Below are 25,977 nucleotides of genomic sequence, written 5' to 3'. Positions count from 1 at the left end.
TACCCACCGTCCCGGACATCCCTGCCGGGTCACCACGTTTCGACTCGTCGCTGCGCTCCTCGCTCAACGACCGAGGACCACCGATCCGCGCGGGACGAAACGCCTCAGCCGAGGAGGGGGCGCTGGGCGGTGCGCTGCTGCTCGTACTCGGCGCGGGCGCGCTGCGCCGACGGGGTCTCCGAGACCTCCGCCACGGGCACATCCCACCAGCCCTCCCCGTCGGGGGCGTAGATCGTCGGATCCGTCTCGATGTGGATGAGCGTCGAGCGCTCCGACGCCTTCGCCGCGGCGAGCGCCGCGCGAAGATCGTCCGCCGCCGCCGGCGACGGTGCGATCTCGACCACGTCGATCCCGTAGCTGCGGGCGTTCATGGCGAGATCCACCGGCAGGATCTCGTCCCCCTGGAAGTTCCGCACCCGCGGATCGTAGGCCCGGTACTTCGTCCCGAAGCGCTCGGCGCCGGTCGTCTCCGACAGGTGCCCGATCGAGGCGTAGCCGTGGTTCTGCACGAGCACGACGATGAGCTTGATCCCCTCGGCCACCGCGGTCGCCAGCTCCGAGCTCAGCATGAGGTAGGAGCCGTCGCCCACCATCACGACGACGTCGCGGGCGTCGCCGTCGGCGAGCAGGCCGCGCTTGGCGCCGAGGCCCCCGGCGATCTCGTATCCCATGGTCGAGTACGCGTACTCCACGTGGTATCCGAGGGGATCGCTCACCCGCCACAGCTTGTGCAGATCCCCGGGAAGGGATCCGGCGGCCTGGACGATCACGTCCTCGTCCGCGAGCGCTCCGCGCACCACCCCGATGACCTCGGGCTGCCCCGGGCGCGCGAGCCCGGAGGGGGCGAACGCGGCGTCGACCGCCGCGTCCCAGCGCGCCTTCTCTCCGGCGACCCGATCCGCGTGCCCCGGATCGACCCGGTGGTCCGCCAGCGCCTCGGTCAGCGCCACGAGGGTCTCCCGGGCGTCGGCGACGATCGGCAGGCGCGAGCCGTGCTTGTACGCGTCGAACGATGCGACGTTGACGTTCACGAACACGGCGTCGGGGTTCTGGAACGCCGTGCGCGACGCCGTGGTGAAGTCGCTGTAGCGCGTGCCGATCCCGATGACGACGTCTGCGTCCGCGGCGATCCGGTTCGCCGCGGTGCTCCCCGTCGCGCCGACGCCGCCGAGGTACTGCGGGTGGTCCCAGGGCAGGGATCCGCCGCCCGCCTGCGTCGTGCCGACCGGGATCCCCGTGGCCTCGGCGAAGGCACGCAGCGCCTCCTCGGCGCCGGAGTAGAGCACGCCGCCGCCTGCGACCACGAACGGACGCCGGGCGGAGCGGATCGCGGCGACGGCACGCTCCAGCGGACCCTTTTCGGGAAGCGGGCGACGCAGGTGCCACTCGCGCTCGGCGAGGAACTCCTCGGGCACGTCCAGCGCCTCGGCCTGCACGTCCTCCGGGAGCGCGATGGTCACCGCCCCGGTCTCGGCGGGGTCGGTGAGCGTGCGCATCGCGGCGAGCGCGATGGAGAACAGCTGCTCCGGACGCTGCACCCGGTCGAAGAACACCGACAGCGGGCGGAACGCGTCGTTGACCGTCAGCCCGGTGTCCCGCGGCACTTCCAGCTGCTGCAGCACCGGGTCGGCGACGCGGGTGGCGAAGGTGTCGCTGGGCAGGAGCAGGGCGGGGAGCCGGTTCGTCGTGGCCAACGCCGCGCCGGTGAGCATGTTGGTGGCGCCGGGGCCGACCGAGGCGGCGGACGCGAACGTGGCCCGCCGCCGGTGCATGCGCGCGAAGCCGACGGACTGATGCACCATGGCCTGCTCGTTGCGGGCCTGGTAGTACGGCATGAGGTCGGGCTCGGTGAGGTTCGCCTGGTGCAGCGCCTGTCCCAGCCCGGCGACGTTGCCATGGCCGAAGATGCCGAAGACGCCGGGGATCGTGCGCTCCCGGACCGTCCCGTCCACGGTCCACTGGCGGGCCAGGAACTCGACCAGGGCCTGCGCGACCGTCATCCGCCTCGTCTGCATCAGCGTGCTCCTTCGTCCGTGTAGGGCAGGCGCGGATCCACGTCCTGCTCCTGCCACTGCTCCCGCACCCAGGCGTGCGCCGGGTCGTCCGTGATGAGCCACACCCTGTCCGGGTCCGGCCCCGCCATCACGTTGAGGTAGTAGAGGTCGTAGCCCGGCGCGGCGGCGGCCGGGCCGTGGTAGCCGTAGGGGACGAGGACCACATCGCCCGTGCGCACGCGCGCGTCCACCTCGATCTCGCCCGCCGGGGACGAGGAGGTGGCGAAGGTCCCGAACGCGTCGGCCGCGGGTCGCGGCACGGTGCCCCGCTCGGGCGCGGACTCGAAGTAGTAGATCTCCTCCAGCCGCGTCTCGTGGCCGGGGACGTGCTCGTCGTGCTTGTGCGGCGGATACGAGGACCAGTTGCCGGCCGGAGTGATCACCTCGCACACGATGAGCCGTTCGGCCTCCAGCGCCTGGGGCGTCCCGAAGTTGTGCACCTGACGGCTGGACGCGCCGGCACCGCGCAGCTCGACGGGGGTGTCCGCGGCCGGGATCCGGCGGGTCGGATGGATCGCCTCCGTCCGGGACGACGCCACGGCGACGCGGCCCGCTCCCGTGATCTCCGCGGTGGCCGCGGCCGAGAGGTACAGCACGTCGGTGGGGCCGTCGAACACGGAGGCCCGCCCGTCGAGGGCCGTCTCGGAGGTGCGCCCCTTCTCCGTATGCACCACGGTGAAGGAACCGGCGAGCGGCACGACGAGGCGTTCGACCCCCGTCTCCCCGAGCGTCAGCCGCCCGCCGCCGCCGAGCACGCCGATGCGCAGACCGGTGTGCTCCCATCCGGGGAGCGTCTCGTCGACGACGCTCTCCCAGCCGTCCCGGGACAGCGTGCCGCGCGGGTGGACCCACTGCGGGTCGGTCGTGCTCATCCGGTGCTCCTGACTCGCTCAGCCGTTCTGCGGGAAGCCGAGGTCGATGCCGCCGTGCGTCGCGGGGTCGAGCCAGCGGCTGGTGATCGCCTTCTCCCGCGTGAAGAAGTCGAACCCGTGCACGCCGTACGCCTTGGCGTCGCCGAACAGCGACGCCTTCCACCCGCCGAAGGAATGGTAGGCCACGGGGACCGGGATCGGGACGTTGATCCCGATCATCCCCACCTGGACCTCGTGCTGGAACCGCCGGGCCGCGCCGCCGTCGTTGGTGAAGATCGCGGTGCCGTTGCCGAAGCGCCCGGAGTTGATGAGGTCGACGCCCTCCTGATAGGAGGCGACGCGGACGACCTGGAGGACCGGGCCGAAGATCTCCTCCTGGTAGGCGCGGGAGGTGGTCGGGAGGTCGTCGATGAGAGTGGGGCCGAACCAGAACCCGTCCTCACGTCCGTCGATGCGGAGGTCCCGCCCGTCCACGACGATCCGCGCGCCGTCCTGCTCGGCGATGTCGACGAAGGACGCCACGCGGTCCCGGTGCTCGCGCGTGATGAGCGGCCCCATGTCGGGCTCGCCGTCGGGGCCTCCGGCGCCGTCCCCGACGCGCAGGGTGGCGATCCGCTCCGCGATCCGGTCGATGAGCGCGTCCGCGACCGGCTCGACGGCGAGCACGACGGAGATCGCCATGCACCGCTCCCCCGCGGCGCCGTATCCGGCGTTCACCGCCTGGTCGGCGACGAGGTCGAGGTCGGCGTCGGGGAGTACGAGCATGTGGTTCTTCGCGCCGCCGAGCGCCTGGACGCGCTTGCCGTGCCGGGACGCGGTCTCGTAGATGTACTGGGCGATCGGGGTGGACCCGACGAACGAGATCGACGCGACGGCCGGGCTCGTGAGCAGCCCGTCCACGGCGGCCTTGTCGCCCTGGAGGACGGTGAAGACCCCGGCCGGGAGCCCCGCCTCGGCCCAGAGCTCCGCCAGCCACAGCGCGGCGGAGGGGTCCTTCTCGCTGGGCTTCAGGACGACGGCGTTACCCGCGGCGATCGCGATGGGGAAGAACCACATCGGGACCATGGCCGGGAAGTTGAACGGGGAGATGATGCCCACGACGCCGAGCGGCTGCCGGAGCGTGTAGACGTCGACCCCGGTGGAGGCGTTCTCGGAGTAGGCGCCCTTCGTGAGGTGCGGGAACCCGCAGGCGAGCTCCACCACCTCCTGACCGCGCAGGATCTCGCCCATCGCATCCGAGCGCACCTTGCCGTGCTCGGCGGTGATGAGCGCGGCCAGCTCGTCGCGGCGCGCGTTCAGCAGCTCGCGGAACGCGAACATCACCGTCTGCCGCTTGGCGATCGAGTACCCGCTCCACTCGGCGAACCCGCGCTCGGCGGAGGCGATCGCGGCGGCGATCTCGTCTTCCCCGGCCAGCGCGACGCGGCCCGACACCGCTCCGGTCGCGGGGTTGTGCACGGGAGCGGTGCGGCCGTTCTCAGGGGCGTGGGGCGCGCCGTCGATCCAGTGCGGGATCAGGGGCGCGGCGGTGTCGGTGGTCATCGATGGTCCTTGTCTGGGGGTCGGGCGTCCGGCGGGAGTCCCGTCGTCAGGACGCGGAGGTGAGGCCGGGGTGGACGAGGGAGGCGGCGATGTCGATCGCGGCCGCGACGTCGATGTCGGCGGAGTACAGCAGGGTGCGTCCGACGGTCAGGCCGCGCACACCCGGGAGCGAGAGGGCGTCCTCCCACGAGGAGAACGTGTCGTCGGGATCCGCGCCCGCATCCCCGCCGAGCAGCAGCACCGGCATCGTGGTCGCGGCGACGACCCGTTCCATGTCCTCGACGACGGGGAGCTTCATCCACGTCCGCGCGCTGCTCGCGCCGAGCCCCGAGGCGATGGCGATCGAGAGGATCACCCCCTCGGGGCTGAGGTCGTTGGCCACCCTCCCGTCGACGCGGCGGCTGAGGAACGGCTCGAGCATGATCGGCAGCTCCGCGCGGGCGGCGGCGGAGACCGCGGCGGCGGTCGCCTCGAGGGTGGCGGCGGTGCCCGCATCGTCCAGGTCCACGCGCACCAGGGCCTTCGCGAAGTCCACGCCGGACTCGACCATCGCGGGGACGTCGTATCCCGTGTAGCGGTCGTCCATCTCGAAGGAGGCGCCGCGGAGCCCGCCGCGGTTCATCGAGCCGACGAGGATCTTGTCGTCCAGCAGCCCGAGGACGGCGAGGTCCTCCAGGACGTCGGGGGTCCCGAGCACGCCGTCCACGCCGGGGTGGCGGAGCGCGATCGCGAGACGCTCGAGGAGCTCGTACCGGTCCGCCATGGCGTACGGGGAGGAGCCGACCGCGAGGGCGCCGCGCGCCGGATGGTCGGCCGCGATGATGAACAGCCGTCCGTCGTCGCGGATGACGTCGCGCCGCCGGCGCCGAGCGAGGATCGCGGGGATCTCCCCCGGGCTCTCGGCGCGCACGGTCCGCAGCCGCGCGAAGTCCTCCTCGGTCAGCACGGACATCAGCGCTCCCCCTCCACGATGCGGGCGACCTCGGCCTCGGTGGGCATGGCCGTCGAGCACTCTCGCCGCCCGGCCACGATCCCGCCCGCGACGTTGGCGTACGTGAGCGTGCGCTCCAGGTCCCACCCGGCGAGCAGACCATGGCAGAGCGCGCCGCCGAAGGCGTCCCCCGCCCCGAGTCCGTTCACGACGTCCACGACGGTCGCCGGGACCTCGATCCGCTCGGTCCGGGTCTTGGCGAGGACGCCCTTCGGCCCCTGCTTGACGATCGCGAGCTCCACGCCGCGATCCAGCAGCGCGTCCGCGGCCCGCTCGGGCTCCGTCTCGCCGACGGCGACCTCGCACTCCTCGCGGTTGCCGACCGCGACGGTGGCGAAGGCGAGCGCACGCTGGATCTCGGTCCGCGCCGCCTGCACGTCGGCCCATAACATGGGCCGGTAGTCGAGGTCGAAGACGGTGTGGCGGCGACGCTCCCGCAGTGCGAGCAGGTCGATGTGCGTCTGCCTGCTCGGCTCCTCGCTGAGTCCCGTCGCCGTGAACCACATCAGCGCCGCCCCGCGCACGGCCTCCGGGTCGACGTCGGCCGGAACGATCTGCAGGTCGGGCGCCGTGGGCTCCCGGTAGAAGTACAACGGGAAGTCGTCCGGGGGGAAGATCTCGCAGAAGGTGATCGGGGTCTTGTACGTCGGGTCCGTCGGCACGAACGCATTGCGCACGCCGAGCCGCGCCAGCTCGTCCTGGAGGTAACGGCCGAAGGGGTCGTCGCCCACCCGGGAGAGCAGGGCGACGTCGTGGCCGTACCGGGCGGCGGCGACCGAGACGTTGGCGGCGCTTCCCCCGAGGTACTTCCCGAAGCTCGTCACCTCGGCCAGTCCCACGCCGTCCTGCAGCGGGTACAGGTCGACGCCGAGGCGTCCGATCGTGAGGATCTCCGGTATCGATCGGTCCTGCGCCATCTCGCCCCTCTCCTCGGCTTATATGTCCTTACATTATCACTTAGGTGTCGAGACGGCGACGGATCGTGACGACCTGACCGCCCGGCACGGACAGCGATCCCGGATCCACCGCGCCCTCCGGCCGGCCGTCCAGATCCGTCCGCGTCCATGCCCCCGGCGCGGCGAAGCCCAGGACACGTTCCTCGTCGAGGTAGTTCACGAACCGGAGCTCCGCCTGATCGTCGACGCGGCGCGCCGACTCCAGCACGACGTCGCCGTCGAGCACCCCCGCCACGGCGGGCGCGGGAAGCGGCAGATCCCGTTCGCCCGTCCCCCGCACGACGATCGGGTCGTGCCGGAACAGATCCGAGGCGCGGACGATCGCGGCGTCATCGGACGAGGGCAGGATCGCGAGGTCCGTGTGGACGGCCACACCGAGGTACTGCGCGCCCGGGACCGGGATCTCGGACCCGGCCGGCTCGTCGCGGAGCGGATGGAGGTTGACGCTCATCATCCCCACGGAACGGGAGAGGGTGAGCGCCAGCGCGTCGTCGCCGCCCGGGGCGGACACCAGTTCGTACTCCGTGAGCTTGCGGACGAGCACGGCCGCACGGCCCGCCGCGGCGAAGCGGTAGGCCGGGTAGGTCGGCAACGGGTACTCGCCCCATCCGCCCTCGGCCTCGCGTCCGCGCACGGTGATGCCGTACTGCCCGGCGCTGCGTGAGGCGTCCAGGTCCACACCGCCGACCGGCACGAGAACCCTCAGGCGGTGGTCGGAGGCGGTGTTGACGTGGTCGACGCCGACCCGCAGGAACGGCTCGCCCTCGCGGAGCTCGACCGTCGTCTCCACGACCAGCGGCACGGTCGCGGAGGAACGGCGACGGCTTTCGTCGAGGCCCTCGGGAACGTCGTAGGCACGGCGGATGAGGAGGCGCCCCCGCAGCGGCCCCTCCTCCTGGACGACGATCTCCACCGACCGGGGCGTCGTCACGGACGAGGAGACGCCGCCCTCGTCCGCGACCGGTCCGTAATTGTAGGAGTCGCCGCGGTCGCCGTCGTCGACGATCGTCAGAGCGCCGTCGAGGACGGTCCCGTCCGCGGCCTCGATCCGCACCGTCCCGTCGTCCGCCACGGTCGCGGTCAGCGCGGCGTTGGCGAGGCTGCGCGCGGTCACCCGCACGGGGTCGGTCGGGGCGGGCGCTGCGGTCTCGGACACGGCCGCCAGTCCGAGCCCGGGCACATCGGCCGCGAGCAGGGCGCGCCGACGAGGATCCGCGATGGTCTCGACGTGCCAGACCGCCTCCCGCTCGGGGTCCGCCGCCACGCGCTCCTCGAGCTCCGCGGTGAAGGCCGCGAGGTCCCACACGCCCTCCGGGCTCTCCGCCACCCGGAACCGCAGGGACGACGCACCCCACGCGTAGCCGTTGATCTGCTGTCCGAACAGCTCCCGGCCGTGGATGCGGCGGAGGATCTTCGGCAGGTCGGCCGTCCGCAGGCGCTCGTCGCCGAGGACGGTGGGGAGGCGGTCGAGCAGCTGCACGCCGGCGGAGAGCTCCCGCGCCTCCGCGTCGTGCAGCGTCACCTCGACCTGGGTGCGCCGCGCGGCTCCCGCCGGGTTGAACACGAGGTGCTGCGCCGGGGTGACGCCCCGCGCGAGGTCGCGCATCACGCTGTCGATCACGCCGCGTGCGATGTGCCCGGCCGTGTGGATGCGCGTGCCCACCTGCTCGGCCGTCGCGTCGACGCCGCAGCCGGTCACCGAGTCGTGCGCGGTGCTCTCCACGAGGCGATACCACGCGGTGTCGAAGAACCGGCGGTGGTCGCGCGAGCCGAAGACGAGGTCCAGTCGTTCCGCGGCGGCGAGCGCGCGCTCGGTCCGCCCCATCTCGGCCTTCAGGTTGGTGCGGATCGAGAACACTCCCGGGAGGAGGTTGCCGCGCGCATGCGAGCGCAGCTCGCCGCGGACCGCGGGAAGCCGATCGAGTGCGGCGTCGTCGGTGCCGTATCGGGCCAGGTGCTCGTCGAGCGTCGCGATCGACATGCGCGGTGCGCCGCCGAGCGCGTCGTAGGCGGCGACGACCTCGGCGAGGTCCTCGGGCGGAGCGGAGTGGTCGGTCCCCAGCATGGCGAGGACCGGGTCGTCCCCGTACCAGGAGGCGGTGCGCGCCGCGTAGTCCGGGGCGAGGTCGGCGAGCTGCCCCGCGAGCGCGAACATGTCCAGACCGTTCCCGTACCCGTCGAACAGGTACTCGCAGCGCACGGCGTCGCCGTTCGGCGCGGTCCAGGCGAACGCGTGCTCCCGCACGGCGGCCGGCGCGCCGCGCCAGAGGGCGCCGTGGCGGATCCCGAAGCCGCGCAGGATCTGGGGCATCTGCGCCGCGTGCCCGAACATGTCGGGGAGATACCCGACGGGCATGGCCCCGCCGAGTCGCGCGCTGGCGGCACGGCCGAGCTCGAGGTTGCGCACGATGGTCTCCCCGTCGCACGCGAACTCGTCGAGCAGGATGAGGAAGGGTCCGAGGCTCAGGCGCCCCTCCTCGACCAGGGCGACGACCCGGTCGCGGTTCTCCGGCCGCATCTCCAGATAGTCCTCGATCGCGGCCGCCTGCCCGTCGAGCGTGAACCGATAGGCGGGCTCCTCCTCCAGCAGCACGAGCAGCCGGTCCAGCATGTGCACCAGCCGCAGCCGGAACACGTCGTGCGGCTCGTACCACTCCCGATCCCAGTGGGTGTGCGGGACGACGACGATCTCACTGCTCACGGACGGGGCTCCGGTTCTCTCGGGGGCGGTTCGGTGGGGGCAGGGCGACGGTTCAGGCGCTGAGCGCCAGGATCCGCCGGTCGGGGTGCAGCAAGGAGTACGGGCCGGCGGCGGGATCCGCGTCGAACTCCGCACGGGCTCCGTGGACGGTGCGTCGGCCGCCGAGACCGTCGACGAGGATGAGCCCGTCCGCGTCGATCGCGACGAGCGCGCCGTCCAGGCGCAGCAGGACGGGCGCGGTGAGGACGTCCGGGACGGTCAGGCCGTCCCGTTCCGTGACGCCGCCCATGATCGCCGTGCGCCCGGCGGCGACGCCGGCGAGGATCGCCTCGGCGCTGGGCTCCTCGGCCGCGACCCAGGTCGTGGGGGTCCCGGGCCCTACGCGCTGACCGCGCATGTGGAAGTCGGACCCGCCCAGGAGGGTGACCCCGGTGCCCCACCTCGCGAAGAACGCGAGCGGTGACGTCGCGATGAGCTCCCGGTACCACTCCGAGTGCCACAGCTCCAGCGCGCGCGGCAGCCGTTCCAGCGGGTGCAGCCACGAGCAGTCCCCGCCGAGCGGATGGTTCACGCTCAGCACCCCGCCGCGGCGATCGACCTCGTCGACCCATTCCTGAGCCGGTCGGCGGAAGTCGATCCAGCCGATGTCGCCGAAGGCGTTGGCGTGGCCCCGGTGGGTGGTGACCTCCTGCCCCGGCAGCAGCGTGATCCCCTGCCGTGCGCCGACCGAGGGGAGGTGCGCGTGATGGCTGGTGGTGTTGTGATCGGTGACGGAGAGGAAGTCCAGGCCGGCTGCGGCGCCGAGCGCCGCCAGGCCGGAGATGCTCTCCTGGCCGTCCGAGTGGAGAGTGTGCCCGTGGAAGTCGCCGGCGTACCAGCGCATCCCGGCGGGAGCGGGCAGCCCTCGCGCGCTCCCGCGCGGCACGCTGCGCACCGGGGCGGCCTCCGGACCGTGGTCGATGCCCGACTCCGCCGGCGTCCGGACCTCCACGACCACGTCCGCGCCGCCCGGCGCCAGCCGGTGCACGCCCAGGATCACGGTCCATTCGCCCTCTTCGAGGGGCCCGGGGAGGTAGCCGGGCGTGGCGTCGTCCGCCCGGATGACGTACGACGTCCGCGCTCCGCCGGACCATCCGCGCCAGCCCGCCGCCCCCTCGCACCCGAGGTCGATCACCGCCGCGGCCGCGTCGTAGGCGATGCGGACCTCGATCGAGTCGGTCCCCGTGGGGACCTCGAACGGCACCCGCACGTAGCGGTCCTCGTTCTGGATCTCGTGCGTGAGGTGCAGCGCGGTGCGGTCGATGGCCATCAGCCGATGCGCTCCGTGCTCTCCTCGTCGAACAGCAGCGCTCGCGAGAGGTGGGGGACCACCCAGCCTCGCGCGCCCGGCTCCGGCTCATGCTCCTCGGGGACGACCACCTGCAGCTTGTGCTCACCGGCGCCGACGAGGACGAGGGTGCTCGCCCCCAGCGTCTCGGTCACGATCACCTCAGCGGGGATCCCTCCGGCCGCGGGCTCGGTCGACCAGCTGACGTACTCCGGCCGGATCCCGAACACGACCCGCTGCCCCTCCGCGACCAGCGCCGCGGTCTCGGCGGGCAGCGGCACCGCGGTCTCGCCGATCCGCACGGTCCCCGCCGACACGGCGGTGGGGATCAGGTTCATCGGCATGGATCCGATGAACCCGGCCACGAACGTGTTGTTCGGACGGTGGAAGATCTCCCGCGGCGAGCCGATCTGCTGGAGCTTCCCGGCCTTCATGACGGCGATCCGGTCGGCGAGCGCGAGCGCCTCGGCCTGGTCGTGCGTCACGAACACCGTCGTGACGCCCAGGTCGCGCTGCAGCTCCTTGAGGAAGGTGCGCGCCTCCAGACGCAGCCGCGCATCCAGGTTCGACAGGGGCTCGTCGAGCAGCAGGACGTCGGGCCGGGTGGCCACGGCACGGGCGAGCGCGACGCGCTGCTGCTGTCCGCCGGAGAGCTGACCGGGGCGACGCTCGATCAGACCGTCCAGGGACAGCCCGTTCGCGACCGACTCCGCCGTCGCGCGGCGCTCTCCCTTCGCGACCCGCCGGATGCGCAGGGGGTAGGCGATGTTGTCGCCGACGTCCATGTGCGGGAACAGGGCGTAGTCCTGGAAGACCATGGCGACGCCGCGCTCCCCCGGCTCGGCGTTGGTCACGTCCTTGTCGCCGATCGTCAGGCGGCCGGAGGTGATGCTCTCCAGGCCCGCGATCGAGCGCAGCAGCGTGGTCTTCCCGCATCCGGAGGGGCCGAGGAGCGCGAAGAACTCGCCGTCGGCGATCTCCACGTCGATGCTGTCGACGCCGCGCACCCCGCCGGGGTACTCCTTGACGAGCTCGTGGGCTGAGATTCTGGCCATCAGGACTTGATTCCTCCGTGGAAGCGGAAACCGTAACGTCGGTTGACGAAGAAGTAGATGAGGAGGACCGGCACCGAGAACACCAGCGAGAACGCGGAGATCAGGCGCAGATCCGCCTGTCCGCTCTCGGTGTAGAAGGTGTACATCAGCACGGCGGCCGGCTGCATGTCGGGCGTGCGCAGCAGGAGGAACGGGACGAGGAAGTTGCCCCACACCTGCACGATGGTCCAGATCGCGATGAACGCGAGGCCGGGTCGGGCGATCGGCACGACGACGTCCTTCAGGATCCGGAACGGGCCCGCGCCGTACAGCCGCGCGGACTCCTCGTAGGACTTCGGGATCGAGTCCATGAAGTCCTTGAGGATGAAGATGACCGTCGGGAGGATCCCTCCCGCGAGCACCAGGATCACGCCGACGTGGGTGTTGATGAGCTGCAGCTGGGTGATGAGCTGGAACGTCGGGACCATGGCGGCGGTGCCCGTGACGATCGAGGACAGCAGCAGCAGCGCGTACAGGATCGCGTCGCGCCCGGGGATGTTGATCCGGCTCATCGCGTAGGACGCGAGCGCCCCGAGCACGATGACGACGACCATCGTGCCGATCCCGAGCAGGAGCGAGTTCCCGATCGATCGCAGCGCGTAGGGGTTCTCCGCCAGGCGCGCGAAGCTGTCCAGGGTCCAGTCCGGCCACGACACCGTCAGCGACGGCGTCGCGTCGAAGGGAGCGAGCACGAGCCAGACCATCGGCAGCGCGAAGAACAGCGACACGACGACGAGCACGAGCACGAAGAGCACGCGCGAGACGAAGTGGATGACGGACCGGTCGCGGGCGACGGTCTTCACGGCGGACATCATGCGCGGGCCTCCTTCGCGCTCTTCGATCCGGTCTTCCGTCCGCTCTTCCCGCTCCGGCCCCGGGAGACGCGCATGTACATCAGGGCGATGACGAGGTTGATGAGGAGCATGATGAGCGAGATCGCCGCCCCGAGCCCCAGCTGACCGCCCGGGATCGCCGTGCGGTAGATGTACACGGAGAGGATGTCGGTGGCTCCGTTGGGCCCTCCCGCCGTGAGCAGGTAGGGCGTGAACGTGTTGAACGTCCACAGCGTGATCAGGAGCGTGTTCGTCAGCAGGTGGCCCTTGATGTTCGGCAGGATCACGTCGCGGAGCTGCTGCCAGGTGTTCGCGCCGACCATCCGCGCGCTCTCCAGCTGCGACGGTGGCACGGCGCTGATGGCGGAGGAGAACAGCTGCATCGAGAACGCCGTCCCGACCCAGACGTTGAAGATGATGATGCACTCCATGGGGTGCTGGATCAGCCAGGCCGCCCCTTCCGTGCCGAGAAGCGCGTTGAGGGTGCCGCTGCGGCGGTCCAGGAGCGCGAGCCACAGGAACGATGCGACCGAGGCCGGGATCACCCAGGCGGCGAGCACGAGCGTCTCCACGGTCGTCTTCACCCAGCCGCGGACGTTGCGCAGCATCCACGCCAGCGCGAAGCCCAGCACGGTCTGGCCGATGATGCCCGACACGAGGACGAAGACGAGCGTCAGCCAGAGCGAGTTCCAGAACTTCGGGTCGGCGAGCGCCTGGGAGAAGTTGTCCAGCCCCACGAACTGCGGGTTCGCCGCGGCGAGGCCCGTGAGCCGGTAGTCGGTCATCCCCAGGTAGACCGTCCACAGCGCGGGGAAGAGCAGGAACAGACCGATGAGGATCAGGCCGGGAGCGGCGAACAGCGTCGCCCGGACGCGGCCCAGCCCCGCCACGTCCTCTGCCCGGCGCCGGCGGGGGGCGCGGACGCCCCCCGCCGGCATGGTCGCGTTCGCGGTCACTTCGAGATCGCGTCCTCGCCCACGACCCCTTCGAGACCGCCGACGTACGTCTTCAGCGCGTCGTCGACCGAGGTGCCCGTGGCGACGTCGAGCGTGGCCTGCTGGAGCAGCACCGACACCTGCGGGTAGGCCGCGAGGCCGGGACGGTAGGCGGTGATCGGGAGCACCTCGTCGTTGACGAACGTGAGCATCTTGTCGCTCGCGAGGATCTTCTCGTTCACGTCGGTGCGCGGCGTGATCGAGATGGTGCCCGCGACGCGCGCCTCGAACGCCTCCGGCGAGTTCATGAACGCCAGCAGCTCCCACGCGAGCTCAGGGTTCTTCGAGTTCGGGTTGAGCACGCGACCGGTCCCGCCCGACATCGAGACGAAGTCCTGGCCGTTGATGCCCTTGCCCGGCTTCACGGCCGGGATCTTCGCGTAGCCCACGACCTCGTCGCGATCGGCCATCGGAGCGGTTCCGACGCCTTCGGCGGGGTTGATCACCGATCGCCAGAAGTAGTCGCCCTCGAGGAGGATGCCGATCTTGCCCTCGGCGAAGAGCTGGAACGACGTGTCGCGTCCGGAGGCCTCCTGCTGCAGCACCGGGTCGCCCAGTCCCTCGTCGACGTAGATCGTCTTGTAGAGGTCGAGCGCCTCCTTCAGGCCGTCGCTCGCCCCGATCCACTTCCCGTCCTCGTAGACCTCCTCGCCGGTGCCGACGATGAGCGGGAGCAGACCCTGCATGGTCGTCGCCTCGCCCATCGCGGTGCCCGCGTTGAGCTGGATCGGCGTCACGCCCTCGACCTTCTTGAGCGCCTTCGACGCCTCGATGATCTCGTCCCAGCTCGTGGGCTGCCAGTCCTCAGGCAGTCCCGCCTCGGCGAAGAGCGTCTTGTTGTAGTACAGGACGCGGCCGTCGGCGCCCTGCGGGACGCCGTACCGGTCGCCGTCGAACGACAGTGCGTTCTGCACGGCCTCGGGGATCTGCGCCCAGCCGTCCCAGTCGTCGGAGGACGCGGCCACGTCGGCGAGCGGCTTGATGTACCCGGCCTCGGCGAACTCCCCCACCCAGATGCCGTCCATGCCGATGATGTCGGCGCCCTTGCCGGACTGCAGGTCCAGGGCGATCTTCGTCTTGTAGTCCTCGTCGTCCACGCCCTGCGGCTGGAACTCGACGGTGACGTCCTTGCCGTCGGCCTTCATCGCCTTCTCGAACTCCGGGACGACGTAGTCGGCGATCCAGTCCGCCTCCGCTGCGTTCTTGCCCCCGGTGATCGAGTTGGCGGTCAGGGTGAGCGTGACCGGGCCGGATTCTCCGCCACCGGATTCCCCGCCCGCGTCGCCGTTCGAGGCGCCGCCCGAGCAGCCGGCCAGCACGACCGCACCGGCGGCCGTGAGCGCGAACGCCGTCAGAAGCCGGCGCTTTCCGTTCGTGATCATTGTCGACCTTTCTGTGTGACGACCGGTGTGCGCGCCCGGCCGTGCTGAGGTGTTGCGGGACGGGACTACTGCTCCGATGCGGCCTCGACGCCCGGATCGAGCGCGAGGCCCTTCGAGACCGCGAGCGCACGGATGATCCGCTGCCCGACGCGCACGTCGTCGACCGACTCCTCGACGCCCGCCCCGTCGGGACGCTCGCCGCGGACCAGCGCCGCCAGCGCGGACAGCTCGTTCTCGAAGGCCTCCTGCTGCATCCAGCGCGACTCGGTCACGCTGATGCCCAGCTCCGGATCCCCCTGCGTCACGCGCAGGACGGTCGGGAGGTTGGTCACGTACGGCACCCCGAAGACGAGCTCGATCGTGCCGCCCTCGTGGTGGAAGGCGACGGTCTCGCGGTAGTCCGGGTAGCCGTCGATGTAGTGCCAGTCGATGGTCCACGGCGTCTCGTCCCGGGCGAGCGTGCCGCGCGCATGGACGGATCCGGGCATCTTCGGGCCCCAGTGCTCGGCGTGGTGGACCTCGCCGAGTCCGCCCACGAGCATCCGCAGCAGGCCGACGTCGTGGATGATCGACCCGAGCACCACGTTCGTGTAGAGGGTCCGCAGATCGACGGGCAGCGAGGCGCCCACGGCCGTGTCCACGACGTCGGAGGTCGCGGACAGGATCGGCGCGAGCATCTCCGGGGTCACGTCCCCGGTCGGCGCGGCCAGGCGCGCATAGGCGAGCTGCGACCCGTCGAGCGGGTGCAGGACCTGCACGCTGACCGCACGCAGCGTGACGTCGGCGAGGAGCTCGGCGGCGCGCCGGGAGGCGTGGTCGTACTCCTTCATGTAGCCGACCCGCACCCAGTCGCGCAGGTCGATGCCCGCCCCGTCCGCGTACGTGCGCAGGGCGTCGAGCTCGGCGAGCGAGTAGGACAGCGGCTTCTCGGCGAGGACCCGGATCCCGGCGCGGACGAGCCGGAGCACGTCGCCCGCGTGCGATCCCGTGGTGGCGAGGATCGCCGCGTCGACACGGGACTCACCGCTTTCGACCGCGTCCGCCAGGGCCTCCACCGAGGCGAACCGGCCCTCGTCCGCGACGCCGTACCGCGCCGCCATGTCCGCGACCCGCTCCGCGGAGAGGTCCACCAGCGCCGCGATCTCGAAGTCCTCGGCGTTGCGGCGCAGCAGCGGCAGGTGCACGCTCTGGCTGATCGCCCCCAGGCCGATGACGGCCACCCGCGTCCTGGTCATGCGAACCACCGCCGCAGCGCCTCGCGGTTCGCGACCTGATCGGTCCGTGCGCGGTCGATCTCCTCGATCGAGCGCGGGACGACGTCCTGCTCCACGACGAGCCAGCCGGAGTACCCGTCGTCCACGATCTCCTGCACCAGCGCATCCATGTCCAGATCCCCTTCGCCGAGCGCGACGAACACGCGCTTCTCCCAGACCGAGCGCATCGGGTCGTCGGCCTCCATCGCCTCCGCCAGCACCCGGGTGCGGGCGTCCTTGAGGTGGAGGTGGTTGATGCGGTCCTTCCAGCGGCGGTAGTCCGCGAGCGGGTCCCCGCCGCCGATGAGGAGGTGGCCGGAGTCGAAGGTGAGGCCCACGTCGGTGGAGGCGAGGAACGCGTCGACCTCGGCGGGCGTCTCCACGTAGGTGCACGCGTGGTGGTGGAAGGTGGGCTCGAGCCCGCGGGCGCGCACGCGCTGTGCCGCGATCCCCACCCGCGCGGCGAAGCGGTCCCAGTCCGCGCCCTGGAGCATCAGCTCGGGTGCACCGCCCGGACGCGCCCGACGCTCGGCGCTGCCCGCGTCGGCCAGGGTCGGCAGCGGAGCGAGCGCGGGCCCCGCCTCCGCGGCGGCCACGAACACGTCGAGCGTGTCGTCGAGTCCCGCCAACGCGGCGCCGAACGTCTCCTGATCGGCGGTGAACGGCAGATCGACCCAACCCCCGGCCAGCTCCAGCCCGTGGCGGCGGAGGCGGTCCACGAGCTCCTCCCCGCGCCCGAGGAGTCCCACCGGCCCGAGGTCGATGCCCTGGTATCCGGCCTCGCCGATCCAGGCGGCGAGCTCCTCCCCGTCGGGCAGGGCGACGAGATCGGGCCGGGCGAGCTCGAAGACCCCGTAGCTCACCGGCGCGTTCGCGATGCGGATCACGCGTGTTCCTTTCCTCATCGAAGGAGCAGACCCCGCTCGGAAGGGTGTGGAGCCCGGGTCCGCCGAAATGTTAGCAAGTAACGACATATGCATCAATGGGTGTCCTGATGAACGCTCGGAGACCTCTCGCGGACGGGGAGGAGACGCCCCGGGAAACGACGCTCGCAGCGCGAGACCACGGCTTCCGGGGCGTTCCCGAGGCCAATCGTCCGATTGTCGCTACAATGTGACCGCGTCGCTTCGGCGCGGCGTCGCAGAAAGCGGGGATCGATGGCCGACGACACCGTCCACTGGCCGAACGAGCTGTTCGCCGACATCGACCGGACCGGCCCCGTCCCCCTCTACTTCCAGGTGTCCACGCGGCTCCAGCAGGCGATCCGCTCGGGGACGATCCCGGCCGGGGCCCGCCTGGAGAACGAGATCTCCATCGCGGAGCAGCTGGGCGTCTCGCGTCCGACCATCCGGCGGGCGATCCAGGAGCTCGTGGACAAAGGCCTGCTCGTGCGGCGCCGGGGCATCGGCACCCAGGTGGTGCAGGGCTCGGTCACCCGGCAGGTGGAGCTCACCAGCCTCTACGAGGACCTGCAGAGCGCGCACCACGAGCCCGGGACCGAGGTGCTGGTGCACGAGGTCATCCCCGCGGACGACCAGGTCGCGGCCGCCCTGGGCTGCGAGACGGGGACCGAGGTGCTGCACCTGCGCCGCCGGCGCAGCACGGACGGCGTCCCCGTCGCGGTCCTGGAGAACTACCTGCCCGCCGAGTTCGCCGTCGTGACCGCGGAGCAGCTCGAGGCCCGCGGCCTCTACCAGATCCTGCGCGCCCGGGGAGTGGCCATCCGGGTCGCCAAGCAGACGATCGGCGCGCGACGGGCCGAGGACGACGAGGACGAGCTGCTGGGGATCGACGAGGGCGGCCCCGTGCTCACGATGGAGCGCGTGTCGTTCGACCAGTCCGGCGCGGCCGTCGAGTTCGGCATCCACTGCTACCGCCCGGACATGTACAGCTTCGAGACGACCCTCGTGGCGAAGTAGCCCGCCCGGTCGCTCACCGGCCCAGCGAGGGTCGTTGAGCGAGCGCAGCGAGACGAAACGGCGACGCCCTCCGGCAGACTGGAGGGCATGGAACCGTGGATGTGGATCGTCGCCGTCGTCGTGCTGCTCGTGATCGCGGGGGTCCTGGTGCGGTCGCTGAGCCCGAAACGCCCGGAGCCGCTGAGCCCGACGACCGCCTCCGCGGCGCCGGCGACGACCGCCATCCCGATCGCGCGGACGGACGGCACGCTCGATCCCGCCGTGGCGGCCGAGATCGACCGGCTCGTCGCGACGGACCAGAAGATCGCCGCGATCAAGGTGCTCCGCGACCACCAGCCCCTCTCCCTGCAGGAGGCGAAGGACCGGGTCGACGCCTGGATCCCCGGTTCGGCGCCTCGGCCCGCGTCGGTCGCGCCGGGCGGCTTCTCCGCCGACTCCCTGCCACCGACGACCCGCGCGGAGATCGACCGGCTCGTCGCCACCGGACAGCCGATCGCGGCGATCAAGATCCTCCGGGAGGCGACCGGTCTCGGGCTGAAGGAGTCGAAGGGCGTCATCGACGCGTGGCGCTGACGCCCTCTCCCGCTGAGAGGATGGACCCGACCCGAAGGAGACCCGCATGACCGATCGACTCGCCCGCGCCCGTTCCGCCGGAGTGCTCGCCGTGCTCCGCGCCCCGTCGCCCGAGTCCGCGCTCGACACGGCCGAAGCCCTGATCCGCGGCGGCATCAGCGGTATCGAGGTGACCTACTCCACCCCGGACGCCCCGGCCGTCATCCGAGAGCTCATCTCCCGTCACGGCGCGGACGCATACGTCGGGGCCGGGACCGTGACGACCCCCGCCGAGGCCGCCGCCGCCGCGGAGGCCGGGGCGGAGTTCCTGGTCTCGCCGGGCACCCGCCCCGATCTGACCCGGGCGATGATCGAGACGGGCACCGTGGTCATGACCGGGGCGCTCACCCCGTCGGAGATCATGGAGGCGCGGGAGCTCGGCGTTGACGTGGTGAAGATCTTCCCCGCCTCCCTCGGCGGCCCCTCCTACCTCAGCGCGCTGCGCGGCCCGTTCCCGGACGCCCCGCTCATGCCGACCGGCGGCGTCACCCCCGACAACCTCGCGGAGTGGTTCGCCGCGGGGGCCGTCGCCGTGGGCGCCGGGGGCGACCTGGCGCGGGGCGCATCGATCGCCGCGGGAGACTGGGCGGACATCGAGCAGCGCGCCGTGCGCTTCGCCGCCGCCCTCGCCGCCGTTCGCCGCTGACACGCGCACGCACCGGCGTCCCGCACACCGGAGCGCTTCCCGCCCGTCGAGGCACGGGTCCCGAACCACTCGGCTCCCGCACAGCCGCATTTGGTATACCAATTGCATGACGCTCTTCCGCGCACCCCGCCTCCCCGGCGCCGTCGCCGCCGCGGTCCTGGCCGCGACGGCGACCCTGCTGGTGACCGGCTGCGCTCCGGCAGCCGAGGACGGGTCACCGGCCCCGCCGGCCTCCCGCACCCCCGCGCCGAGCATGACCGCCCCTTCCCCGACGACCCCCCGAACGGAGACCGAGATGGCCGCGATGGACTCCGCCCTGTATTCCGCCGCCGCCACCGGTGACGCGGCGGCGGTCCGCACCGCGATCGAGGGCGGCGCGAATCTCGAGACACGAGGAAAGGCCGGCATGACGCCGCTCGTCGCCGCGACCAAGGAGAACCACGTCGAGGCCGCCCGCGCGCTGATCGAGGCCGGGGCGGACGTGAACGCCAAGGACGACATCCAGGACTCCGCGTACCTCTATGCCGGCGCGCGCGGGCACGACGAGATCCTGCGCCTCACTCTGGCGCATGGCGCGGATCTCGCGAGCACGAACCGCTTCGGCGGCACCGCGCTGATCCCCGCCTCCGAACGTGGCCTGCTCTCCACGATCGGGATCCTGCTGGAGGCCGGGGTCGACCCGGACCACGTGAACGACCTCGGCTGGACGGCCCTGCACGAGGCGATCGTGCTGGGCGACGGCTCCGAGCGCTATGTGCTCGCCGTGCGCGCTCTCCTCGACGGCGGTGCGGATCCGACGATCCCCGACGGCAACGGCACCGCGCCTCGCGACCTCGCGCGGCAGCAGGGCTACGACGCCATCGTCGCCGAGCTCGACAACGCCCGTCCCCGGTAGCCGAGTGGTCAGTTTCTGCGGGTTGAGACGCCGCCAACCCGCAGAAACTGACCACTCGACAGACGGGGGGCCGTCGTCGGCGTCAGTCGAGGAAGATGTCGGGGTACAGCCGGTCGTCCGGCGTCCCGGGGACGGCCGCGTACGCGGAGAAGTCCGTGACGCCGTCCGCCTCGAGCACGTCCTCCACGATGAGGGACTGCCCGGTGTACTCGCGCGCGGGCTTGGTCAGCACGGCGTACGCCGCGTCCGCGTAGATCTCGGGCGTGCGGCTCGCGGCCATCACCCGATCGCCGCCGAGGAGGTTCTGCACGGCGGCCGTCGCGATCGTCGTCCTCGGCCACAGGGTGTTCGCAGCGATCCCGGCCTCGGCGAACTCCGCGGCGAGCCCCAGCGTCACCATCGTCATGCCGAACTTCGCCAGCGAGTACCCGGTGTGCGCGCCGAGCCACCGCGGCGTCGGGTTCAGCGGCGGCGACAGCGACAGGATGTGCGGGTTCGGGGAGTCCTTGAGGATCGGGATCGCCGCGCGAGACAGGAGGAACGTCCCGCGCACGTTCACGTCCTGCATCAGGTCGTACTTCTTGGCCGGGAGGTCCAGCGATCCGGACAGGTCGATCACGCTCGCGTTGTTGATCACGGCGTCGATCCCGCCGAACTCGCCCTGGGTCTTCAGCACCGCCTCGGTGATGTCGTCGTCCTCCCGCACGTCTCCGACGATCGGGAGCGCCCTGCCGCCGGCCGCGCGGATCTGCTCCGCCGCGGTGTGGATCGTGCCCTCGAGCTTCGGATGCGGCGTGTCCGTCTTCGCCAGCAGCGCGACGTTCGCGCCGTCCGCCGCCGCGCGCAGGGCGATCGCGAGGCCGATGCCGCGGCTTCCGCCGGACATGAGGATGGTCTTGCCGGCCAGCGGCTTGGTGTCGGTCATGGTTCTCCTCGGGGTCGTGTCGGGGTGATGCGCCGGTATCCGCTCCGGTGGACCGGAGCGACGGATCGCGGCGCGAGAGCGGGCGGCCTACTTCGGCGCCATGCGGATCGCGCCGTCGAGGCGGATCGTCTCGCCGTTGAGGTAGCCGTTCTCGACGATGTGCTGGACGAGCGCGGCGTACTCGTCGGGACGCCCGAGCCGCTGCGGGTACGGCACCTGCTGGCCGAGCGAGGCCTGCGCCGCCTCGGGGAGTCCCGCGAGCATGGGCGTCTCCATGATCCCGGGGGCGATCGTGCACACGCGGATCCCGTAACGGGCCAGCTCCCGCGCGATCGGCAGGGTCATGGCGTGCACGCCGCCCTTCGACGCGGCGTAGGCGGGCTGTCCGATCTGCCCGTCGAAGGCGGCGACGCTCGCCGTGTTGACGACGACGCCGCGATCCCCGCCCTCGGTCGGCTCGGTGCGGGCGATCGCCGCGGAGGCCTGCGAGATCACGGTGTAGGTGCCCACGAGGTTGATGCGGATGATCCGCTCGAAGCCGGACACGTCCGTCGGATTGCCGTCGCGGTCCAGCACCTTCGCCGGGGGCGCGATGCCGGCGCAGTTCACGACGATCCGCAGCGGCGCCTTCTCGGAGGCGCGCTCGACCGCCGCGCGCACCTGGTCGACGACCGTGACGTCGGCGGGAGCGAAGGCGAAGCCGTGCTCCTCGGCGACCGCCGCGCCGTCGGACCCGGGCAGGTCGACGATCGTGACGACCGCGCCGGCCTCCGCCAGACGACGGGCCGTGGCGAGTCCGAGTCCGCTGGCGCCTCCGGTGACGAGAGCGCCTGATCCGTGGATCTGCATTCGTGTTCTCCTTCGAACGGGTGAGCCCGAGTCCCAGCCTAGGCGGTCCTGAGTCCCACCGCGGTCATCGCCGGAGCGGGCCCGGCGCGGGCGGGTCTCGCGTGCGAGCCTACGTCAGCGCGCGTCTGGCGGGGAGCCCGGCCACCGCGGCGCCGCGTCGGCGGCCACCGGGCAGGATGGAGGCATGACCATCCCGTCCGAGCCCGTCACGATCCCCGACCGCGTCCGGGACCTCGGCGGCGACGCCGAGCTCGTCTGCGTGTGGAGCAACGACTATGGCGGGCTCACGTTCCGTGCGACTCCGACGGGCGGCGAGGCCTTCTACGTCAAGTGGGGACCACGCAACGCCGAGTCCTCCATGCGCGACGAGGCCGAGCGGATGCGCTGGGCGGGATCGTGGATCCGGGTCCCCCGCGTCCTCGCGCACGGCGAGGACGACACGCACGAGTGGCTCGTGACGACGGCGGTCGAGGGGCTGAGCGCGGTGGATCCGCGCTGGGCCGACGAACCCGAGACCGCGGTGCGCGCCGTCGGGGAGGCGCTGCGCACGATGCACGACGCGCTGCCCGTCGCGGAGTGCCCCTGGGAGTGGACGGTCCCCGCCCGCATCGCGAACGCGGCGGCGCGCGGGCTCGTGGTCCCCGAGGCGCTGCGGACCCCGCCCGCCGTCGACCGGCTCGTGGTCTGCCACGGGGACGCCTGCATGCCGAACACGCTGATCGGTCCGGACGGACGCCCGGCCGCGCACGTTGACCTCGCCGCGCTCGGGGCGGCCGATCGCTGGGCCGACATCGCGGTCGCCTCGATGAGCACGGAGTGGAACTACGGCCCCGGGTGGGACGACGTGCTCATCGAGGCGTACGGCGCAGAGCCCGATCGGGAACGGCTCGCGTACTACCGCGATCTGTGGAACGCCACCTGATCGCGCCGGCTCAGTAACGCAGGCCGTGCCCGAACCGGAAGGTCGGGTCCTCGGTGTCGAACGCCACGTCGGAGCGACTCGCGATGACGGCGGCGTCCGACCTCGGCAGGTCGAACGGCAGCGCCCCCTGAGGACCGCGGTCGCCGAACAGCACCGCGAGCACGGCCTGGTCGGACGCGCCGTAGTCGGCGAGCACCGCGCGGGCGGACTCCTCCAGGCCGCCGAGCACGGCGGGGCGGTCGAGGTAGACATCGATCACGGTCGGCACCGTCTCGGCGATCCGGGTGAGACGCGCGTGCTCCTCGGCCGGGAACTCCAACGACCCGGAGTGGAACATCGCGGAGAACCCGCCGCGGTCCCGGTCCTCGAACGGCGCCTTGATGCGCAGGATCGCGACGTCCGCCTCCTCGGGCGTGGCCACGACCGTGGCGAACCCGCCGAGCACCTCGGCGTCCACGCCCTCGGCGTAGACCGAGACGCCCCGCGACAACGGCAGGATCGCGTCGGTGTTCGTCAGGAGCGTGAGGGAGTCGCTCTGCGCGGCGAGCCCCTCCTCGACGAAGTCCGCGCGGCCGACCACGGCCTCGGCGCGGTCCTCGTCCACGAACGGGTCGTCGAAGAGCCCGAGGCGGAACTTCTCGCGCAGCAGCCGCCGGACCGAGACGTCGAGACGCTCCTCCGAGACCGCACCGCTTCCGAGGAGGTCCAGGAGGACATCGGTGCACAGCTCGCCGCCGAACTGGTCGACGCCGGCGTCGAGCGCCTTCACCATCCGCTCCGGGCGGGTCAGGTGCTCCAGGCCCCACGCCCGCGCCGGCATCGGCGTGCCGAGGATCTCGGCGTCGGTGAGCAGGCCCCAGTCCGTGCAGACGATGCCTTCGAAGCCGAGCCGGTCGCGCAGCAGATCGGTCAGGACGTCCTTGTTGAAGCCGAAGCCGACCTCCTCCCAATCGGTGCCGACGGGCTTGCCGTAGTAGGGCATCATCTGCGTGGCGCCGGCGCCGATCGCAGCGATGAACGGCCGGAGGTGGTACTCCTGCGCTCCTCCCGGATACACCTGCTCCTTGCCCCACTCGAAGTGCGGATCCTCGCCGTCGAGCTGCGGCCCGCCTCCGGGGAAGTGCTTGACCATGGTCGCCACGGAGTCCGGTCCGAGCTCTTCGCCCTGGAAGCCGCGGATGTAGCCGACGACGAGCGCGGAGGTGAGGTCCGCGTCCTCGCCGAACGTGCCGTTGATGCGCGACCAGCGCGGCTCCGTGGCGAGGTCGATCTGCGGGTGCAGCGCCACCCGCAGCCCGACGGCGAGGTACTCCTGCCGCGCGATGTCGCCGAAGCGCTGCAGCCGCTCCGGCGAGCGCAGCGCGGCGAAGCCCAGCGTCTCCGGCCACTGGGAGAAGGGCCCCGCGAGGATCGAGGTGAGGGGGTTGTCGCTGAACGCGTGGCGCGGATCCGTCGAGAACGTGAGGGGGATGCCGAGGCCGTCCTCCCGCGCCACGCGCTGCAGCGCGTTGTGCCAGGCGGCGAACTCCCGTCCGTCCGGGGCGGCGCCGAGGATGTTGAAGTGGTTCATCCGGCGCTTTCGCACCATCGACTCCGCCGACGGGATCCCGAACGTCGGGTTGCCGACGGACGGGTCGCCGAACGCGACCATGGTGTGGAAGAGCATGCCCGCCTTGTCGGCGGCGTCCATGCGCGACAACACGTCCTCCACCCGCTGCTCGACCGGCAGCGCCGCATCCTGGTACGGGAAGCGCACCTCGTCCTGTGTCATTCCTGTTCTCCTCACTCGATCGCTGGGTCAGCGCGCGGACTTGATGAACCAGACGCAGAACGCGCCCAGGATGCTCAGCACGATCCCGACCGGGAACAGCCCGGCGTACCCGAACACGAGCACGATCGCACCGGCGACGCCGGGAGCGAAGGTCTGCGGCAGCGTGGCGGCGATGTTGACGACCCCGAGGTCCTTCGCGAAGGACTTCGCCGACGGCAGCACCTGGCTGATGAGCGCCGTGTCCACGGCCTGGAACATGCCGAACCCGAACCCGATGATCGCCGTCATCACGAGCCACGACGTGTAGGTCGGCCAGATCCACGGCAGCGCGAGCGCGACGCCCATGACGACGGACGAGCCGAACACGAAGGGCTTGCGACGCCCGATCCGGTCCGACAGCGGGCCGGAGATGATGGTGGCGACGATCGTGCCGACGAGGCCGACCATGCCGAGGACCGGAATCACGGTGTTCGGGTTCTCGACGCCCAGGTAGTCGCCGAGGATGTAGAGCTGGTAGCCGGTGACGCCGAAGTAGCCGGTGTAGAGCAGCAGCCGGCCGGTGAAGGCCCAGAAGAAGTCCGGGTGCTTGACCGGGTTCACCCAGAACGTGCGCAGGAAGTCGCCGAGGCGGAACGGCTCCCGGGCGAAGTTCGTGCTGGGGTGGTCGGGGTTGAAGACGACGAAGAGGGTGAGCACGAGGAGCGCGAACGCGGCGAAGAAGACGTACCCCATGACGAGGTTGTCGAACAGCATGGCGCCGACGATCTGACCCCCGAGAGCGCCCGCCATCAGCCCGATGCCGAACAGCGTGGCGAACGTCCCCCGACGCGAGACGGGCACCCGGTCCGGGAGGACGGCCGACAGCGGTCCCTGCGCGACGTTGTAGAACACCTGGACCAGGCACCATCCGATCACGATCCCGACGAGCGAGTTCGCGAACGCGAGACCGACGAGCGACAGCCCGCCCGCCAGCGCCCCGAGGAGGATCCAGGGTGCGCGCCGGCCGTACTTGGACCGTGTGCGGTCGGAGATCTGGCCTGCGGCCGGCTGCGCGATCATGGCGCAGAGCGCGCCGATCGTGGCGACGATCGCGAAGTAGGCGACCTTCTGCTTCTCGTCCGGGTAGAGCAGTTCGATCTGGTGGGGCAGCAGGATGCCGGGCACCGCACCCCAGATCACGAAGATCGCGAAGTTCGCCGGCAGGATCCATCCGAGCAGACGCGGCAGGCCGCGCACGGGCGGGGGCGGGTCGTCCTCGCCGGACGCGGTCGCGACGAAGGTCGTCTCGGTCAGGGGCGCACGCACCTCATCGGGTGCGTCGGAGGGGATCGACGACATCGTCCGTCCTTCGGGTCGGGGGCGCTCCCGGCCGGGTGTCCGGGAGCGCCGAGGGTCCGCCGCGTCCTCGCGGCGATAGCACGCTAGCACGAATACCTGC

Annotated in this window: 22 protein-coding genes; 5 read left to right on the top strand and 17 right to left on the bottom strand. The window is 71.7% G+C overall.

The genetic code is table 11. The features are described from left to right. Positions 1–104: 104 nt before the first annotated feature. The 13 genes from iolD to V6R91_RS11085 form a co-directional block, all read right to left on the bottom strand. Positions 105–2,015, bottom strand: a complete 1,911-nt coding sequence (gene iolD, locus V6R91_RS11145) for a 3D-(3,5/4)-trihydroxycyclohexane-1,2-dione acylhydrolase (decyclizing) (protein WP_336395461.1) — start codon at positions 2,013–2,015, stop codon at positions 105–107. Continuing rightward, positions 2,015–2,926 (bottom strand): 5-deoxy-glucuronate isomerase, encoded by a 912-nt coding sequence (gene iolB / locus V6R91_RS11140; RefSeq protein WP_336395460.1) that lies wholly within the window; start codon positions 2,924–2,926, stop codon positions 2,015–2,017. Before iolB ends, iolD begins: the two co-directional genes overlap by 1 nt. Before the next feature lie 18 nt (positions 2,927–2,944). Continuing rightward, positions 2,945–4,468, bottom strand: coding sequence for a CoA-acylating methylmalonate-semialdehyde dehydrogenase (locus tag V6R91_RS11135; protein ID WP_067245203.1), 1,524 nt, complete (start codon positions 4,466–4,468; stop codon positions 2,945–2,947). A 46-nt stretch (positions 4,469–4,514) separates the two neighbouring features. Continuing rightward, on the bottom strand, positions 4,515–5,420 hold the full coding sequence (locus tag V6R91_RS11130) for a Cgl0159 family (beta/alpha)8-fold protein (RefSeq protein ID WP_067245205.1): 906 nt from the start codon (positions 5,418–5,420) through the stop codon (positions 4,515–4,517). Further along, on the bottom strand, positions 5,420–6,376 hold the full coding sequence (gene iolC, locus V6R91_RS11125) for a 5-dehydro-2-deoxygluconokinase (protein ID WP_336395459.1): 957 nt from the start codon (positions 6,374–6,376) through the stop codon (positions 5,420–5,422). The genes V6R91_RS11130 and iolC overlap by 1 nt, the downstream gene beginning before the upstream one ends. A 40-nt stretch (positions 6,377–6,416) precedes the next feature. Further along, positions 6,417–9,116: a hypothetical protein gene (locus V6R91_RS11120; RefSeq protein WP_336395458.1), complete on the bottom strand. Its 2,700-nt coding sequence runs from the start codon at positions 9,114–9,116 to the stop codon at positions 6,417–6,419. Between the two features lie 52 nt (positions 9,117–9,168). Continuing rightward, the gene (locus tag V6R91_RS11115; RefSeq protein ID WP_231819740.1) at positions 9,169–10,425 is read right to left on the bottom strand and encodes a CehA/McbA family metallohydrolase; all 1,257 of its coding nucleotides are present in this window, start codon (positions 10,423–10,425) and stop codon (positions 9,169–9,171) included. Beyond that, entirely contained in the window at positions 10,425–11,498 is a 1,074-nt protein-coding gene (locus V6R91_RS11110; protein WP_336395457.1) for an ABC transporter ATP-binding protein, read from the bottom strand. Before V6R91_RS11110 ends, V6R91_RS11115 begins: the two co-directional genes overlap by 1 nt. Further along, positions 11,498–12,352, bottom strand: a complete 855-nt coding sequence (locus tag V6R91_RS11105) for a carbohydrate ABC transporter permease (RefSeq protein ID WP_217996208.1) — start codon at positions 12,350–12,352, stop codon at positions 11,498–11,500. The genes V6R91_RS11110 and V6R91_RS11105 overlap by 1 nt, the downstream gene beginning before the upstream one ends. Beyond that, a complete protein-coding gene (locus V6R91_RS11100) occupies positions 12,349–13,326 on the bottom strand; it encodes a carbohydrate ABC transporter permease (protein ID WP_231819738.1) in 978 nt (325 codons plus the stop codon). The genes V6R91_RS11105 and V6R91_RS11100 overlap by 4 nt, the downstream gene beginning before the upstream one ends. Continuing rightward, positions 13,323–14,747: an extracellular solute-binding protein gene (locus tag V6R91_RS11095; RefSeq protein WP_067245214.1), complete on the bottom strand. Its 1,425-nt coding sequence runs from the start codon at positions 14,745–14,747 to the stop codon at positions 13,323–13,325. Before V6R91_RS11095 ends, V6R91_RS11100 begins: the two co-directional genes overlap by 4 nt. A 65-nt stretch (positions 14,748–14,812) precedes the next feature. Beyond that, positions 14,813–15,982, bottom strand: a complete 1,170-nt coding sequence (locus V6R91_RS11090; RefSeq protein ID WP_336395456.1) for a Gfo/Idh/MocA family protein — start codon at positions 15,980–15,982, stop codon at positions 14,813–14,815. Then, entirely contained in the window at positions 15,979–16,887 is a 909-nt protein-coding gene (locus V6R91_RS11085) for a sugar phosphate isomerase/epimerase family protein (protein ID WP_336395455.1), read from the bottom strand. Before V6R91_RS11085 ends, V6R91_RS11090 begins: the two co-directional genes overlap by 4 nt. 270 nt (positions 16,888–17,157) lie before the next feature. Between V6R91_RS11085 and V6R91_RS11080 the strand changes: the two genes are divergently transcribed. From V6R91_RS11080 to V6R91_RS11065, 4 genes are all read left to right on the top strand, one after another. Beyond that, a complete protein-coding gene (locus V6R91_RS11080) occupies positions 17,158–17,919 on the top strand; it encodes a GntR family transcriptional regulator (protein ID WP_336395454.1) in 762 nt (253 codons plus the stop codon). Between the two features lie 87 nt (positions 17,920–18,006). Continuing rightward, the gene (locus tag V6R91_RS11075) at positions 18,007–18,492 is read left to right on the top strand and encodes a hypothetical protein (protein ID WP_336395453.1); all 486 of its coding nucleotides are present in this window, start codon (positions 18,007–18,009) and stop codon (positions 18,490–18,492) included. 46 nt (positions 18,493–18,538) lie between these two features. Next, on the top strand, positions 18,539–19,177 hold the full coding sequence (locus V6R91_RS11070) for a bifunctional 4-hydroxy-2-oxoglutarate aldolase/2-dehydro-3-deoxy-phosphogluconate aldolase (RefSeq protein ID WP_231819735.1): 639 nt from the start codon (positions 18,539–18,541) through the stop codon (positions 19,175–19,177). Between the two features lie 106 nt (positions 19,178–19,283). After that, positions 19,284–20,072 carry an ankyrin repeat domain-containing protein gene (locus V6R91_RS11065; RefSeq protein WP_336395452.1) on the top strand — a complete coding sequence of 263 codons (789 nt, stop codon included), beginning with the start codon at positions 19,284–19,286 and terminating at the stop codon, positions 20,070–20,072. 82 nt (positions 20,073–20,154) lie between these two features. Here the strand turns inward: V6R91_RS11065 and V6R91_RS11060 are convergent, their stop codons facing one another. Both V6R91_RS11060 and V6R91_RS11055 read right to left on the bottom strand, forming a co-directional pair. Continuing rightward, positions 20,155–20,997 (bottom strand): SDR family oxidoreductase, encoded by an 843-nt coding sequence (locus tag V6R91_RS11060; protein WP_219085408.1) that lies wholly within the window; start codon positions 20,995–20,997, stop codon positions 20,155–20,157. Between the two features lie 87 nt (positions 20,998–21,084). Continuing rightward, a complete protein-coding gene (locus tag V6R91_RS11055; RefSeq protein WP_219085407.1) occupies positions 21,085–21,846 on the bottom strand; it encodes an SDR family NAD(P)-dependent oxidoreductase in 762 nt (253 codons plus the stop codon). A 184-nt stretch (positions 21,847–22,030) separates the two neighbouring features. On the opposite strand from V6R91_RS11055, the gene V6R91_RS11050 reads away from it, so the two are divergent. Then, entirely contained in the window at positions 22,031–22,768 is a 738-nt protein-coding gene (locus tag V6R91_RS11050; protein ID WP_336395451.1) for an aminoglycoside 3'-phosphotransferase, read from the top strand. A gap of 10 nt (positions 22,769–22,778) precedes the next feature. Here V6R91_RS11050 and V6R91_RS11045 read toward each other — a convergent pair whose 3' ends face one another. Both V6R91_RS11045 and V6R91_RS11040 read right to left on the bottom strand, forming a co-directional pair. Beyond that, positions 22,779–24,539 (bottom strand): glycoside hydrolase family 3 protein, encoded by a 1,761-nt coding sequence (locus V6R91_RS11045; protein WP_219085406.1) that lies wholly within the window; start codon positions 24,537–24,539, stop codon positions 22,779–22,781. Between the two features lie 27 nt (positions 24,540–24,566). Continuing rightward, on the bottom strand, positions 24,567–25,877 hold the full coding sequence (locus V6R91_RS11040; RefSeq protein WP_067245236.1) for an MFS transporter: 1,311 nt from the start codon (positions 25,875–25,877) through the stop codon (positions 24,567–24,569). Positions 25,878–25,977: the final 100 nt, after the last annotated feature.

The sequence above is a fragment of the Microbacterium sp. CCNWLW41 genome, assembly GCF_037083505.1.
Note: the sequence above shows the minus strand (reverse complement) of the source record. Positions and strands in the feature narration are given on the sequence as shown.

Excerpts from the sequence above, each read along its gene's own strand:
- iolD (WP_336395461.1), bottom strand. The coding sequence starts at position 2,015 with ATGCAGACGAGGCGGATGACGGTCGCGCAGGCCCTGGTCGAGTTCCTG.
- iolB (WP_336395460.1), bottom strand. The coding sequence starts at position 2,926 with ATGAGCACGACCGACCCGCAGTGGGTCCACCCGCGCGGCACGCTGTCC.
- V6R91_RS11135 (WP_067245203.1), bottom strand. The coding sequence starts at position 4,468 with ATGACCACCGACACCGCCGCGCCCCTGATCCCGCACTGGATCGACGGC.
- V6R91_RS11130 (WP_067245205.1), bottom strand. The coding sequence starts at position 5,420 with ATGTCCGTGCTGACCGAGGAGGACTTCGCGCGGCTGCGGACCGTGCGC.
- iolC (WP_336395459.1), bottom strand. The coding sequence starts at position 6,376 with ATGGCGCAGGACCGATCGATACCGGAGATCCTCACGATCGGACGCCTC.
- V6R91_RS11115 (WP_231819740.1), bottom strand. The coding sequence starts at position 10,425 with ATGGCCATCGACCGCACCGCGCTGCACCTCACGCACGAGATCCAGAAC.
- V6R91_RS11110 (WP_336395457.1), bottom strand. The coding sequence starts at position 11,498 with ATGGCCAGAATCTCAGCCCACGAGCTCGTCAAGGAGTACCCCGGCGGG.
- V6R91_RS11105 (WP_217996208.1), bottom strand. The coding sequence starts at position 12,352 with ATGATGTCCGCCGTGAAGACCGTCGCCCGCGACCGGTCCGTCATCCAC.
- V6R91_RS11095 (WP_067245214.1), bottom strand. The coding sequence starts at position 14,747 with ATGATCACGAACGGAAAGCGCCGGCTTCTGACGGCGTTCGCGCTCACG.
- V6R91_RS11090 (WP_336395456.1), bottom strand. The coding sequence starts at position 15,982 with ATGACCAGGACGCGGGTGGCCGTCATCGGCCTGGGGGCGATCAGCCAG.
- V6R91_RS11080 (WP_336395454.1), top strand. The coding sequence starts at position 17,158 with ATGGCCGACGACACCGTCCACTGGCCGAACGAGCTGTTCGCCGACATC.
- V6R91_RS11075 (WP_336395453.1), top strand. The coding sequence starts at position 18,007 with ATGGAACCGTGGATGTGGATCGTCGCCGTCGTCGTGCTGCTCGTGATC.
- V6R91_RS11070 (WP_231819735.1), top strand. The coding sequence starts at position 18,539 with ATGACCGATCGACTCGCCCGCGCCCGTTCCGCCGGAGTGCTCGCCGTG.
- V6R91_RS11065 (WP_336395452.1), top strand. The coding sequence starts at position 19,284 with ATGACGCTCTTCCGCGCACCCCGCCTCCCCGGCGCCGTCGCCGCCGCG.
- V6R91_RS11060 (WP_219085408.1), bottom strand. The coding sequence starts at position 20,997 with ATGACCGACACCAAGCCGCTGGCCGGCAAGACCATCCTCATGTCCGGC.
- V6R91_RS11055 (WP_219085407.1), bottom strand. The coding sequence starts at position 21,846 with ATGCAGATCCACGGATCAGGCGCTCTCGTCACCGGAGGCGCCAGCGGA.
- V6R91_RS11050 (WP_336395451.1), top strand. The coding sequence starts at position 22,031 with ATGACCATCCCGTCCGAGCCCGTCACGATCCCCGACCGCGTCCGGGAC.
- V6R91_RS11045 (WP_219085406.1), bottom strand. The coding sequence starts at position 24,539 with ATGACACAGGACGAGGTGCGCTTCCCGTACCAGGATGCGGCGCTGCCG.
- V6R91_RS11040 (WP_067245236.1), bottom strand. The coding sequence starts at position 25,877 with ATGTCGTCGATCCCCTCCGACGCACCCGATGAGGTGCGTGCGCCCCTG.